Origin of the sequence: Streptomyces sp. H27-H1, from assembly GCF_026627445.1 — a bacterium.
GTDB lineage: Bacteria > Actinomycetota > Actinomycetes > Streptomycetales > Streptomycetaceae > Streptomyces.
The window spans coordinates 1-13,727 of sequence record NZ_JAPNLJ010000024.1 but is presented as its reverse complement, the minus strand read 5'-3'; the positions used below and the strand labels follow the sequence as shown (position 1 = coordinate 13,727).

Here is a 13,727-nt window from a genome sequence, read left to right as displayed (position 1 = left end):
TCACGGCGCCACCCCGGACGCGAGCAGCAGGTACGGCCCGTATCCGTACGAGAGCCCGGCCAGCACCCCGGTCACCACGACCGCGGTGCTCGGCCGGGCTTTCGCCATGAGGGCCGCCGCCGGCAGCAGCAGCGGGAACGCGGGCAGCAGGAAGCGCGGCTTCGATTCGAAGAAGCCCGCGCCGCCGTAGGTCATCAGCAGCAGCACGCCCGTGTACACGAACAGCGGCAGCGGGATCCGGCGGTCGGCCGCCAGCAGCCCGGCGAGCACCAGCGCGGCCGCCAGCAGGACCACCGTCACGACCGTGGCGAGCTCCACCTGCCCGGGGGAGCCCAGCGCGTGCCGCGCGGAGCGCAGCGCCCCGGCGCCGAAGTCGAAGCGCGAGCCCCAGCCGCTCTGGACGGCGAAGTAGCCGCCGAGCGGATCCCCCCGGTGCACGCCGACGAGCAGGACGTACGAGGCCCAGCCCGCGGGAGCGGCCAGCCCGGCGGCCCACACCGCCGCGGGCGCGCGGCCCCGCCGCCGCCAGACCTCGTAGGCGGCGGCCGCCGTCACGGCTGCGGCGACGGCGATCCCGGTGGGCCGGGTCAGCCCCGCGAGCACGGCCAGCCCCGCCGCCCACCCCCAGCGGCCGCGCAGCAGGGCGTACAGGGCCCAGGCGGCGAAGGCGGCCAGCAGGGCCTCGGTGTAGGCGAGGGTCAGCATGAGGGCGTGCGGCAGCGCCGCCCACAGTGCGACGAGCAGTACTCCGGCGCGGGCCCCGAGCAGGTGCTCCCCGACCCGGTACACCCCCACGGCGGCCGCGCCCGAGGCGATCCAGGCCACGGCGAGCGCGGCGACGGTCAGGGAGCCGGGCAGCACGAGGGAGGCGCAGCGGATCAGGACGGGGTAGAGCGGGAAGAACGCGGAGTCGCTCTGTACGGATCCGATCCCGGGATGGATCTGGGTCCGGCCGTAGCCGTGCTCGGCGATCCGCAGGTACCAGACGGAGTCCCAGGACTCACCGAGCACCCGTACGGGGCTGCGCCCGCTCCACCAGGCCGCCACGGCGACCGCCAGCACCCCGGCGGCGCGCACGGCCGCGTAGACCCCGAGCGCGAGCACGGAGCCCGGGATCCTGCCGTACCGGCCGGCGCGCCGCCCGGTCCGTATGCCGTTCGACAGCGTTTCCGTCGCCATGCGGTACCGACTCTCTGGAGGGCTCCCGGTCGGAGGCGCCGTGATGGAGGAAGAGGAACACTACGAGGGCGGGGCCCGACGATTCGATTCCGCCGCCGCTAGGTGCCGTGCCGGGCGCCGCGACGCGGTGAACCTTTCCGGTCACAGCACTAAGCCGCCTCAGAGCCGCCGCAGCCGCTCCACCGCCTCTTCCAGGACGTCCGTGCGCTTGCAGAAGGCCCAGCGCACCTGGGTGGCTCCGGCGGCCTTGTCGTCGTAGAACACCTGGTTGGGGATGGCCACCACTCCGCAGCGCTTCGGCAGGGCCCGGCAGAAGGCGAGCCCGTCCCGCTCGCCGAGCGGGGTGATGTCGGTGGTGACGAAGTAGGTGCCCTGGGGGCGGAAGACCTCGAAGCCGGCCGCCGCGAGGCCGTCGGCGAGGAGGTCGCGCTTGGCGGCCAGGTCCGCGCGGAAGGTGTCGTAGTACGTGTCGGGGAGGGCCAGGGCCTCGGCGATCGCGTACTGGAACGGGCCCGAGGCCACGTACGTCAGGAACTGCTTCGCCGAGCGGACCGCGGTGACCAGCTCCGGCGCCCCCGTCACCCAGCCGACCTTCCAGCCCGTGAAGGAGAAGGTCTTGCCTGCGGAGGAGATGGTGACCGTGCGCTCGCGCATGCCCGGCAGGCCCGCCAGCGGGGTGTGGGCGCCCTCGAAGACCAGGTGCTCGTACACCTCGTCCGTGATGACCAGCAGGTCGCGGGAGACGGCCAGCTCCGCGACCGCGGCCAGCTCGGCGGGGGTCAGGACCGTACCCGTCGGGTTGTGCGGGGTGTTCAGCAGCAGGAGCCGGGTGCGCGGGGTCACCGCGGCCCGCAGCGCGTCCACGTCGAGGCGGAAATCGGGGGCGCGCAGGGTCAGCGGCACCCGGACGGCCCCGGCCATCGCGATGCAGGCGGCGTAGGAGTCGTAGAAGGGCTCCAGGGCGATGACCTCGTCGCCCGGTTCGAGGAGGGCGAGGAGGGAGGCCGCGATGGCCTCGGTGGCCCCGGCGGTGACGAGGACCTCGGTGTCCGGGTCGTGGTCCAGGCCGTAGAAGCGCTGCTGGTGGGCGGCGATCGCCGTACGGAGCTCCGGAACACCGGGGCCCGGCGGGTACTGGTTGCCCCGGCCGTCGCGGATCGCGCGCACCGCCGCCTCGGCGATCTCGGCGGGGCCGTCGGTGTCGGGGAAGCCCTGGCCGAGGTTGATGGAGCCGGTGGCGGTGGCCAGTGCGGACATTTCCGCGAAGATCGTGGTGCCGAAGGCCGCCAGCCGGCGGTTGAGGATCGGGCGGGCGAGGCGGGGGGTGCGTTCGGGAGCGCTCATGGGCGCCATCCTGCGGGGAAGCTCTGGACTTGCTCAAGTGTGCTTTGGGCCGCGTGCACCTAGGGAATTCCCCCTGCACGCGGACGAATGGGAGCCCGCACCCCGGGTATCCGGGTTTCGACAGAAGGGGGGGACGATCATGGTGGTCGTCCTGGTCGTGGTTGGTATGGCCGTGCTCGCCGGCATCGTGCTGGTGGTGGTGGCGTCGGCTCGAGCGGCGCGCAGCGGGTACGCATCGGGTGGGTCGGGGGATTCGGGTGGGTCCGGTGACAGCAGCAGCAGCTGGTGGGCGGGCAGTGGCAGCTCGCACGGGTCCTCTTGCGGATCCTCTTCCTCTTCGTGCGGTTCGTCATCGTCCTCCTGTGGTTCCTCCTCCTCGTCCTCCTCCTGCGGCGGCGGCGGATGCGGTTCCAGCTGACAGGGGGCAGCATGGACCCGTGGGTTCCCCGCCGACATGCGCGGGGTGCCCGCCGGGTACAACTTCCGTCGGGCGTCTTCTTGTTCGGACGCTCATACCGCGCATTACGACGTACGGGCGGCATGCTGTTGAACACGTGAACTGCGTAGCCCCCGAGGGGATGTAAACCCCTGCAACTTGGGTAAAAACGCTGTGAGTGCCGTGCCTTTCATGATTCCCTCGGTTGAGTAGACCAGTCCTCGGACCTCCCTGGACTTCCTGTGGACCCGTGCCGGTGTCCCCCCACCCGTTGACTACCGCTGGCGGGCTCCGGCCCATCTCCCTCGCGCGTTTGCGGAGCCGACTCATGCTCACGACCCTCCAGACCACCTATACCGACACGCGTGCCTCCGACCTCGCCTGGGCCCTGGGGCGGGATCGGCTGCCCGCCCTGGCCGTACTGAATCTCGAACTGGGTGACGCCAAAGTGGAGTTGCGTCTGCTCGGGGCCTCTCACCAGGTACTCCTGGAAGAGGGCGACGTGCTCTGCTCCGAGACCGTCGCCTGTATGCCCGGCAGCAGCACCCCGCTTCCGCTCGGCGTGGCCGAGCGCGTCGGCGACTGGGAGTACGAGTTCGCCGCGCGGGTCGAGAACCTCTCGCGCGGCTCCTTCGCCGGCCGTGCGCAGGAACTGCTCGCTCTGGTCGCGGATCACCCGAACGGGCTCGCCGGCACCTTCCCCGGCAGCCCGCACGCCTTCACCGCCATGCTCGCGCAGCGCTACGAGGGCCAGGTGCGGTGGCGCACCTGGCACGCGTACCCGCAGGAAGGGCAGTTGGTGGCCACCCGCACCCGGGTCGGCGTACGGACGGCCGGGAGCGGTGCGGGGCTGGTGACGGGCGCCGCGGCGGCCGTGGAGTCGCCAGTGTTGATCTAGGGGGCGGGGGCGGGGGCGGGAGCGGGAGCGCAGGGGGGGGGGGTCGCCGGGCCGCGGGTCCGCCGGTAGTGATCCGGCGGTCGCGGGGTCGCGGGTGGTGATCCGGGAGCTCCGGGGTCGCAGGGTCGCGGAGTTGCCGGGCGGTTACGCCAACTGCCGGAACCAGCACTCCACTTACACCCATGTGGGTGACCGGGTGCGAGCAGGCGGTGACGTACGGTTCGCTTCATGATCGACCGTTCCGCCCCGCGCGGGGTGCTCCCGGCTCCGGAGCCGCGCGGTGTGGCCCGCGCCCCGGCCGCCCTGCCCGTACGGCCCAGAACCGGCCGACTCCTCGTCCTGGCCACCGTGTTCGTCTGCGCCGCCTGCGGGCTCGTATACGAACTGGAGCTGCTCGCCCTCGGCTCGTACCTCATCGGCGACTCCGTCACCCAGGCGTCGGTCGTGCTGTCCGTCATGGTCTTCGCCATGGGCGTCGGATCCCTGCTCGCCAAGGCCCTGCGCACCCGGCCCGCCTTCGGCTTCGCCCTCGTGGAAGCGGCCCTGGCCCTCCTCGGCGGGCTCTCCGCCATGGCTCTCTACGCCAGCTTCGCCTGGCTGGGGGAGTCCCGGCCCGCGCTCGTCGCCTTCTCCTTCGCGATCGGCGTCCTCATCGGCGCAGAGATCCCGCTCCTGATGGTCCTGATCCAGCGCATCCGCAGACAGGACGCGGGCGGCGCCGTCGCCGACCTGTTCGCCGCCGACTACGTCGGCGCGCTCGTCGGCGGCCTCGCCTTCCCCTTCCTGCTGCTGCCCGTCCTCGGCCAGCTCACCGGCGCCATGTTCACCGGCGCCGTCAACGTCACCGCCGGCGGCGGCCTCGTCCTGTGGCTGTTCCGCCGGGACCTGAGCCGCCGCGCCCGCTGGCTGCTCATCGCCGTCAACGTCACCGTCCTCGCCCTCCTGGCCGGCGCCACCGTCCTCGCCGACGACTTCGAACGGGTGGCCCGTCGCGCCGTCTACGGCGGCGAGGTCCGCGTCGCCGTGCAGACCGGCGTCCAGGAACTCGTCCTCACCGGCCCCCCGAACGGCTCCCCGCGCTCCCTCGACCTCTTCCTCGACGGCCGCCTGCGGGTCAGCGGCTACGACGAGTACCGCTACCACGAAGCGCTCGTGCACCCCGCGATGACCGGCCCGCACACCCGCGTCCTGGTGCTCGGCGGCGGCGACGGCCTCGCCGCCCGCGAGGTGCTGCGCTACCGCGACGTCGCCTCCGTCACCGTCGTCGAGCTCGACCCCGGAGTCGTGCGGCTCGCCCGAACCGACCCGATGCTCTCCGCGCTGAACGAGCGGGCATACGAGGACCCGCGCCTCGGCGCCGTCACCGAGGACGCCTTCCGCTGGCTGCGCGGAACCGGCGCCCGGGCCCGCTTCGACGTCATCGTCTCCGACCTGCCCGACCCCGGGATCACCCCCAGCACGAAGCTGTACTCGCAGGAGTTCTACGGGCTGGCGGCGCGGGCCCTGCGCCCCGGCGGGCGGCTCGCCGTCCACGCGGGACCGCCGGGCACCAGGCCCCGTACCTACTGGACCGTCGAGGCCACCCTGCGCGCCGCCGGCCTGCGCACCACCCCCTACAGCGCGGGCGGCCGCCTCTCGGGCTTCACAGCCGGCCCCGACCGGGTCCTCGGCGCCGGCTCCGCCGCCGCGACGCTCCCCCAGGACTGGGGCTTCGTCCTGGCCGCCCGCGAGGGCGCGCCCGGGCTGCGCGTGGACCGGGACACGCCCGTCCTGCGGTCCCTGTCCACCCAGTCACTGGCCGACGCCGCCCGGGACACGGAACGCACCCGGGTGTCCGGCCTCCCGCCGTCCACGCTGCCGCACCCCAGGTACTCGTAGCCGGGCTGCCGCGTCGGTAGGCTCGACCGCATGGAGCATCAGGTGTTCGTTCCGGTCCCCGCCGCCGACGTCCGCGCCCTGCTGCGCGACCCCGCCCGGGTGGCGCGCTGCGTGCCGGGGCTCCAGCAGGACGCCGACACCGATGCCGGGCCGCTGACCGGCCGGCTGAAAGTGCGGGTCGGCGGGCACACCGTCACCTACCGGGGCGCCCTCAGCGTCACCGAGCGGGACCCGGACCACTTCGCCCTCGCCGGCGAGGGCACCGAGGTGAGGGGGAACGGGACCGTGAAGCTCTCCCTGGAGCTGCGCCTCGCAGAGACGGGCGGCGGCACCCGGCTGGAGTTCGCCGCGGAGTCCGCCGCCGACGGCCGCGCCGCCGCCTTCGCCCCCGAGGCGGCCGCCACGGCCGCGCACCGCCTCCTGGACCGGGCCGCCGGGTACCTGGCGGCGCTCGCGGTCGACGAGCCGGCGGAAGCGACCGTGGCACCCGCCACCCCCCTGGACACCGCGGCGGAGGCCGACACCGGCCTGGAGGCGGACGTGGACGCGGACACCGGCTTGGAGGCGGACGTGGACGCGGCCGGACCGGACGCGGCTGCCGGCCTGGACCCGGTCACCGACGCGGACACCGGCCCGGACAGCACCGAGGTCACCGCGTCCGTGTTCGACACCGATGTGCCGCCCCCGTCGCTGGATCCCTTCCTCGAGGGCACCTTCGAGGGAATGGCCGACCTCGGGGACCTCGGCGGCCCCCCGCGCCCGCCCGCCGAGGCCGCGCACGCCCGCCGCACGATGATCGGCAGGAGCGCCGAAGAGGTCGACCACGCACCCCCGCGCGGCCGCTACGCCCCGGTCCCCGCCCCCACCTCCGCCGCCGCGGGCGCCGGCCTCCGCTGGATCGCCCCGGCCGCCGCCGTGGCCGTGGCCTCGGCCGTCCTCCTGGGCCGAGCCCTGCGCCGCCGCCGCTGGCTCCGCCGCTGAGCCGCTGTCGAGCCGCCGTTCGGCGACGCCGGGGAACTCGCCCGCTTCCCCGTGCGGCGGTCAGCACCCCGCGGGGCTGACTAAGGTCATGGCATGAGTACGCAACTGCGCGCCGGCGGCGCCGAGGTGACCATCGACCAGGAGAACGGCTGCCGGATCAGCAGTCTGCGCATCGACGGGACGGAACTGCTGCGGCAGGGGGACCACTACGGGTCCTTCCCCATGGTCCCCTGGTGCGGCCGGACCAGGAACGGGCAGTTCCAGGACGGGGCGACCCTGCACCAGCTCCCGCTCAACCACCCGCCGCACGCCATCCACGGTTTCGGCCGCGAAGCCGCCTGGCGCACCGCGCGGACCAGCGCCGCCGAGGCCGTCTTCACGTACCCGCTCGCGGACCCGTGGCCCTACGAGGGCCTCGTCACCCAGATCTTCGAGCTCGGCGAGAACGCCCTGACCCTGACGATGGGCATCGAGACCTACGGGGACTCCTTCCCGGCGCAGGCCGGCTGGCACCCCTGGTTCCAGCGGAACCTCGGCACCGGCGGGGGTGACGTCCGCATCGACTTCGAGGCCGCCTGGCAGGAGGAGCGCGGCGCCGACCACCTGCCCACCGGCAACCGCATCGACCCGAAGCCCGGCCCCTGGGACGACTGCTTCGGTATGCCGTACGGGGTCGACGTCACCCTCACCTGGCCCGACGCCCTCGAGCTGAAGGTCACCAGCCGCTCCGAATGGGTGGTCGTCTACGACGAGCAGCCCGAGGCCGTCTGCGTGGAACCGCAGTCGGGACCGCCGAACGGCCTGAACAGCCTCCCGCAGCTGGTCACCCCGGTGGACCCGCTGGAGATCTCCACGACGTGGACGTGGCGGCGGCTCGGGTAGTGCCCAATTAAGCTCGGGGCCATGAGTGACGTACGCGATGCGCTTCTGCAGCAGATCAAGGACAAGGCCGTCGTGCACGGCAAGGTGATCCTCTCCTCCGGCCGCGAGGCCGACTACTACATCGACCTCCGCCGGATCACCCTGGACGGCGAAGCCGCCCCGCTGGTCGGCCAGGTCATGCTCGACCTCACGGCGGACCTGGAGTTCGACTGCGTCGGCGGCCTGACCCTGGGCGCCGACCCGGTCGCCGCCTCGATGCTGCACGCCTCCGCCGCGCGCGGGGCGCGCCTGGACGCCTTCGTCGTCCGCAAGGCGCAGAAGGCGCACGGCATGCAGCGCCGTATCGAGGGCACCGACGTGAAGGGCAAGCGCTGCCTGGTCGTCGAGGACACCTCGACCACCGGCGGTTCCCCGCTGACCGCCGTCGAGGCGGTCCGCGAGGCAGGCGGCGAGGTCGTCGCCGTCGCGACGATCGTCGACCGCGGCGCGGCCGACGCCATCGCGGCCGCGGGCCTGCCCTACCTCACGGGCTACCAGCTCGACGACCTCGGTTTGTCCTAACCCTCGGACACCGGGTCGTACTTCCGTACAACTGGTGACTTAGGTCCCCGGCAGTTCCTAACCAGGCTCTGACCTGGGGTTTTTCGGCCGGGTGGAGTGTTTCACGTGAAACACTCCACCCGGTTCGGCCCGCGCCCCGCCGTCATCGAGGTGGAGTGCGCCCGGGAGTCTGGAAAGATGGGCCCGACGGCAACGTCGCCCCCAGGTCAGGGCCCGCAATAAGCACACTCCCCGCACATCCAAGGAGCGGACAGATGCCCATCGCAACCCCCGAGGTCTACAACGAGATGCTCGACCGGGCGAAGGCAGGCAAGTTTGCCTACCCGGCGATCAACGTGACCTCGACCCAGACCCTGCACGCTGCACTGCGCGGCTTCGCGGAGGCCGAGAGCGACGGCATCATCCAGATCTCCACCGGTGGTGCGGAGTTCCTGGGTGGCCAGTACAACAAGGACATGGTCACCGGCGCCGCCGCCCTGGCCGAGTTCGCGCACATCGTGGCCGCCAAGTACGACATCACCGTCGCGCTGCACACGGACCACTGCCCCAAGGACAAGCTGGACACCTACGTCCGCCCGCTGATCGACATCTCCGCCGAGCGCGTGGCCCGTGGCCTGAACCCGCTCTTCCAGTCGCACATGTGGGACGGCTCCGCCGAGACCCTGGCCGACAACCTGGCCATCGGCCAGGAGCTGCTGGCCAAGGCCGCCGCCGCGAAGATCATCCTCGAGGTCGAGATCACCCCGACCGGTGGCGAGGAGGACGGCGTCAGCCACGAGATCAACGACGAGCTGTACACCACCGTCGACGACGCGCTGCGCACCGCCGAGGCTCTGGGTCTGGGCGAGAAGGGCCGCTACCTGCTGGCCGCCTCCTTCGGCAACGTGCACGGCGTCTACAAGCCGGGCAACGTCGTCCTGCGCCCCGAGCTCCTCAAGGACCTCCAGGCCGGTGTCGGCGAGAAGTACGGCAAGTCCTCCCCGTTCGACTTCGTCTTCCACGGCGGCTCGGGCTCCACGGCCGAGGAGATCGCCACCGCGCTGGAGAACGGCGTCGTGAAGATGAACCTCGACACCGACACCCAGTACGCCTTCACCCGCCCGGTCGTGGAGCACATGTTCCGCAACTACGACGCGGTCCTGAAGGTCGACGGCGAGGTCGGCACCAAGTCGAAGTACGACCCCCGCACGTGGGGCAAGGCCGCCGAGGCCGGCATGGCCGCCCGCGTCACCGAGGCCTGCGGGAACCTGCGTTCCACCGGCACGAAGCTCAAGTAGTCGCATAGCCGCGGCTTTGCCGGAAGGGCCCGGCTCCACCGTCCACGGACGGCGGGGCCGGGCCTTCGCGGTTGCCGGCATCCCCCAGACTGGGGGCATGTCTCTTCACCAGAACCTGCTCGGGGGCCCCGCCCCCACCCACCTGCCCGACGAGCCGGGCCGCGAGGCCATCGCCGCCGGCACCCCCGCCGTCGAGGTGGCCGCCGCGCACCCGACGTCCTCCCTCGCCTGGGCGGTCCTCGCCGACGATGCCTTCGCGGCCGGCCGCACGGTCGAGTCGTACGCGTACGCCCGTACGGGCTACCACCGCGGCCTGGACGCGCTGCGCCGCGCCGGCTGGAAGGGCCATGGCCCGGTGCCGTGGGAGCACGAGGCGAACCGCGGCTTCCTGCGCGCCCTGAACGCCCTGGCCCGTGCGGCCGGCGCGATCGACGAGAAGGAGGAGTACGAGCGCTGCTCGACCTTCCTGCGCGACTCCTCCGAGACGGCCGCGGACGTCCTCGGCGCCTGACGCCCCGGCGTCCGGCACCGGGCGGGCTCCACGGGGGCCCGCCCGGTCCGGTCGCGCTCGACCCGACCGGCTCGACCGACCGCTCGACCGGCTCGACCGACCGGCTCAGCCCGGTCGCGGGACGTGACGTGCGCCACTGACTATTGAAGCCCTGCGGCACGACGGTCTTATGATGCGGACAGGGGACCGGAGCTCCACTCACCTCACCGGAAGGAGCGGACCGCTACCCGGAAGCACGTATCGAGGAGACAGCGATGTCGCACGCCCTTGATGCCTCCGGAGACGGCGGTTCGGCCACCCCGAACCTCGACTTCGCCGGCACGACCCCCTACGAGGACTACGTCCAGGCGGACGTCCTCACCCACCTCCAGCACCTGCGGTCGGACGACCCGGGCGAGATGGTCTTCCTGGTCACCACCCAGGTCATGGAGCTGTGGTTCACGGTCATCGTCCACGAGTGGGAGACCGCCGCGAAGGCACTCCGCGAGGACCAGCTCCCCGTCGCGATGGATGCGCTGAAACGATCCCTCCGCGAGCTGGAGGCCCTCAACGCCTCCTGGCGCCCCCTCGCCCAGCTGACCCCGGGCCAGTTCAACGCCTACCGCGCGGCCCTCGGCGAAGGCTCCGGCTTCCAGTCGGCGATGTACCGCCGGATGGAGTTCCTGCTCGGCGACAAGGCCGCCTCCATGCTGGTCCCGCACCGCGGCGCCCCGCGCGTCCACGCGGAGCTGGAGAAGGCCCTCCAGGAGCCCAGCCTCTACGACGAGGTCCTGCGCCTCCTCGCCCGCCGCGGGCTCCCGGTCCCGCAGTCCGTCCTGGACCGCGACCTCTCCCAGCGCTACGAGCCCTCGCCCGAGGTCGAGACCGTGTGGACGGCCCTGTACGCGGCCCCGGACGCCCACCCGGACCTCCACCGCCTCGGCGAGGTCCTGACGGACGTCGCCGAGCTGGTCTGGCGCTGGCGCAACGACCACCTGGTCGCCACCCGGCGCGCGATGGGCGCGAAGACGGGCACGGGCGGCTCGGCCGGCGTGGCCTGGCTGGAGAAGCGGGCGACGAAGAACGTCTTCCCGGAACTGTGGACGGCGCGCAGCCATGTCTGAGCCGACCGCGGCCCCGGACCTGTCGGCCCGCGCCGAAGCCCTGGACGCGGCCGATCCCCTGGGCAAGCTCCGGGACCGCTTCACCCTCCCCGAGGGCGTCGTCTACCTCGACGGCAACAGCCTCGGCGCGCTCCCCGCAGGAGTGGCCGCCCGCCTCGCCGAGGTCGTCACGGAGCAGTGGGGCACCAAGCTCATCCGCTCCTGGACCGAGGGCGAAGCCAACTGGTGGAACGCCCCCGAGCGCATCGGCGACCGGATAGCCCCCCTGGTCGGCGCCGCCGCCGGCCAGGTGGTCGTCGGTGACTCCACCAGCGTCAACCTCTTCAAGGCCCTGGTCGGCGCCGCCCGGCTGGCCGCTCCCGGCCGGACCGAGCTGCTCGTGGACGCCGCCACCTTCCCCACCGACGGCTACATCGCCGAATCGGCGGCCCGGATGACGGGCCTGCGCGTCGTCCCGGTCGACCCGGCCGCCGCCGCGGGGGCGATGGGCCCCGACACCGCCGTGGTCCTCCTCAACCACGCCGACTACCGCACCGGCCGCCTGCACGACCTCCCCGCACTCACCGCGGCGGCGCACGCCGCCGGGGCGCTCGTCGTCTGGGACCTGTGCCACACCGCCGGGGCCCTGCCCGTGGGCCTCGACGCGCACGCGGTGGACCTCGCGGTCGGCTGTACGTACAAGTACCTCAACGGCGGCCCCGGGGCCCCCGCGTACCTGTACGTCGCCGCCCGCCACCAGCCCGCCTTCGACACCCCGCTGCCGGGCTGGAACGGCCACGCGGACCCCTTCGCGATGACCCCCTCCTACGAAGGCGCGCAGGGCGTGGCGCGGGCCCGCGTCGGCACTCCGGACATCCTGTCCATGCTCGCCCTGGAGGCCGCCCTGGACGCCTGGGACGGGGTCGCGGTCGAAGACGTCCGCGCGAAGTCCCTCGCACTGACCGACTTCTTCCTCGACTGCGTGGCGGCGTACGTCCCGGCGGGCAAGGTCGAGCTGGTCACCCCCGAGGAGCACGGGCAACGTGCCAGCCAGGTGTCCCTCCGGACGGAGAACGCGGACGGGATCATGCGCGAGCTCATCTCCCGGGGCGTGATCGGGGACTTCCGCGCCCCCGATGTGCTGCGCTTCGGATTCACCCCGCTGTACGTCGGCTTCGCGGACGCGGAGCGTGCGGCGCGCGTACTGGGTCACATTTTCGGGTGAACCAGTAGCGAAACGTCACATCACCACGCGGGCGGGGCTGCGGCCCCGCCCGCGCCGGTATCTCCCCGGCCCACCACGGAGGGGGCCGTTCCGGCCTGATACGGTCCCGCTCTGCCGGAACACCGGAACATCAGTCCCCCCTGTCCCATGCGTTACCGGAGGTTGAGCCGATGACGGACCCCGCAGTCGAACGGGACGCCGCCGAGGCAGCCTCGGCCTTCTCGCATCCGCCCGTCGCTTCCGACGCGACGGCTTCCTACGGTGAACACCCCGACCAGATCGTCGACTTCTACGCCCCGCGCCGCGCGGGCCCGGCCGGACCGCGCAACTCCGCCCCGCTGGTCGTGCTGCTCCACGGCGGAGCCTGGCGCGCCCCCTACGACCGGCAGCACATCACCCCCTTCGCGGACTTCCTGGCCCGACAGGGATTCGCCGTCGCCAACGTCGAGTACCGACGCGGGAGTTCCCTGCCCCACCAGGACGCCCAGGGCCCGGTGGCCGGCCGCTGGCCCGAGACCTTCGACGACGTCGCCGCCGCCCTCGACGCCCTGCCGGACCTGGCCGCCGACTGCCTGCCCGAGGCCGCACCGCGCCGCATGGTCCTGACCGGCCACTCGGCAGGAGGCCACCTCGCACTGTGGGCCGCGGCCCGGCACGTGCTCCCGTACGACGCCCCGCCCGGCTGGCGACTGCCCGCGCCGCCGCCGCTGCGCGGCGTGGTGGCGCTGGCCCCGATCGCCGACTTCACCGTCGCCGAGGAGCTCGGGGTGTGCGGAGGAGCCTCGGCGCAGCTGCTCGGCGGGACGAGCGGCTTCGCCGCGCGGCGCCCGTACGCCGACCCGGCGGCGCTGCTCCCGACGGGCATCGCGACGGCGCTGGTCCAGGGACGCAGCGACATCGTGGTCCCGGAGGCGGTGTCCGAGGCGTACGTCGCGGCGGCCGCACTGGCGGGGGAGACGGTGGGGCTGACCCTGCTGGACGGGGTCGGCCACTTCCCGCTCATCGACCCGGCGGCGGACGCGTGCGCGGTGGTGTCGGAGGAGATCTCCCAACTGGCTTGGTAGGGGTGTTGGGGGCCGATGACGGCCGGTGCGGCCGTAAGCCCCACTGCTGGTCGGCCAGGGACGAGACCGGGGCCGGCTTGCCGATGAAGGCGAGGGCGATGAAGAAGTTGATCTGGCCGTAGGGAGTTCCCTACGATCTGCCCGGCCCGGAGATGGACGAGGCTCATGGTGCCCCGGGGGTGGGCTTGTGCTGCGGGCTGGTCGGGGGCTGCGTGAGTGCCGGTGGGCGTCCCGGCAGTCGAGTGTCCTTCCGTGGTGGGACGGCCCGTCAAGGGCGCTCCCTGCGGTCGCGTCGCTTCGCGATGGCCTTCGGCCACCCTTGACGGGCCGTCCCCCCACGGAACAACACAAGACACCAGGGATCCCCCCGGTGCACGGCCGGGGGGTTCCCTGGAGTCTTGTGTTGTTC

12 protein-coding genes are annotated in these 13,727 nt (G+C 73.0%); 10 read left to right on the top strand and 2 right to left on the bottom strand.

From position 1 onward, the window contains the following. Both OTB20_RS24470 and OTB20_RS24465 read right to left on the bottom strand, forming a co-directional pair. Complete coding sequence (locus OTB20_RS24470) at positions 1-1,179, bottom strand: mannosyltransferase family protein (RefSeq protein ID WP_267820647.1); 1,179 nt, start codon at positions 1,177-1,179, stop codon at positions 1-3. Positions 1,180-1,338: 159 nt separating this feature from the next. Next, positions 1,339-2,532, bottom strand: coding sequence for a pyridoxal phosphate-dependent aminotransferase (locus OTB20_RS24465; RefSeq protein ID WP_267820645.1), 1,194 nt, complete (start codon positions 2,530-2,532; stop codon positions 1,339-1,341). Positions 2,533-3,287: 755 nt separating this feature from the next. Here OTB20_RS24465 and OTB20_RS24460 point away from each other — a divergent pair. From OTB20_RS24460 to OTB20_RS24415, 10 genes are all read left to right on the top strand, one after another. After that, positions 3,288-3,857 (top strand): DUF2617 family protein, encoded by a 570-nt coding sequence (locus tag OTB20_RS24460; protein ID WP_267820644.1) that lies wholly within the window; start codon positions 3,288-3,290, stop codon positions 3,855-3,857. A 228-nt stretch (positions 3,858-4,085) separates the two neighbouring features. Continuing rightward, positions 4,086-5,735 carry a polyamine aminopropyltransferase gene (locus tag OTB20_RS24455; protein WP_267820642.1) on the top strand — a complete coding sequence of 550 codons (1,650 nt, stop codon included), beginning with the start codon at positions 4,086-4,088 and terminating at the stop codon, positions 5,733-5,735. Between the two features lie 30 nt (positions 5,736-5,765). Next, positions 5,766-6,716 carry a CoxG family protein gene (locus OTB20_RS24450; RefSeq protein ID WP_267820640.1) on the top strand — a complete coding sequence of 317 codons (951 nt, stop codon included), beginning with the start codon at positions 5,766-5,768 and terminating at the stop codon, positions 6,714-6,716. Between the two features lie 93 nt (positions 6,717-6,809). Beyond that, positions 6,810-7,598: an aldose 1-epimerase gene (locus OTB20_RS24445; protein WP_267751752.1), complete on the top strand. Its 789-nt coding sequence runs from the start codon at positions 6,810-6,812 to the stop codon at positions 7,596-7,598. Positions 7,599-7,619: 21 nt separating this feature from the next. Further along, positions 7,620-8,159: an orotate phosphoribosyltransferase gene (gene pyrE, locus OTB20_RS24440; RefSeq protein ID WP_267820638.1), complete on the top strand. Its 540-nt coding sequence runs from the start codon at positions 7,620-7,622 to the stop codon at positions 8,157-8,159. A gap of 254 nt (positions 8,160-8,413) precedes the next feature. Next, a complete protein-coding gene (gene fbaA / locus OTB20_RS24435) occupies positions 8,414-9,436 on the top strand; it encodes a class II fructose-bisphosphate aldolase (RefSeq protein ID WP_267751753.1) in 1,023 nt (340 codons plus the stop codon). Between the two features lie 97 nt (positions 9,437-9,533). After that, positions 9,534-9,947: a DUF3151 domain-containing protein gene (locus OTB20_RS24430; protein WP_267751754.1), complete on the top strand. Its 414-nt coding sequence runs from the start codon at positions 9,534-9,536 to the stop codon at positions 9,945-9,947. Positions 9,948-10,201: 254 nt separating this feature from the next. Further along, on the top strand, positions 10,202-11,050 hold the full coding sequence (locus OTB20_RS24425; protein ID WP_267820636.1) for a tryptophan 2,3-dioxygenase family protein: 849 nt from the start codon (positions 10,202-10,204) through the stop codon (positions 11,048-11,050). After that, a complete protein-coding gene (kynU, locus tag OTB20_RS24420; protein WP_267820634.1) occupies positions 11,043-12,254 on the top strand; it encodes a kynureninase in 1,212 nt (403 codons plus the stop codon). The genes OTB20_RS24425 and kynU overlap by 8 nt, the downstream gene beginning before the upstream one ends. A 170-nt stretch (positions 12,255-12,424) precedes the next feature. After that, positions 12,425-13,318 carry an alpha/beta hydrolase gene (locus OTB20_RS24415; RefSeq protein ID WP_267820631.1) on the top strand — a complete coding sequence of 298 codons (894 nt, stop codon included), beginning with the start codon at positions 12,425-12,427 and terminating at the stop codon, positions 13,316-13,318. The last annotated feature ends 409 nt before the right edge of the window (positions 13,319-13,727 follow it).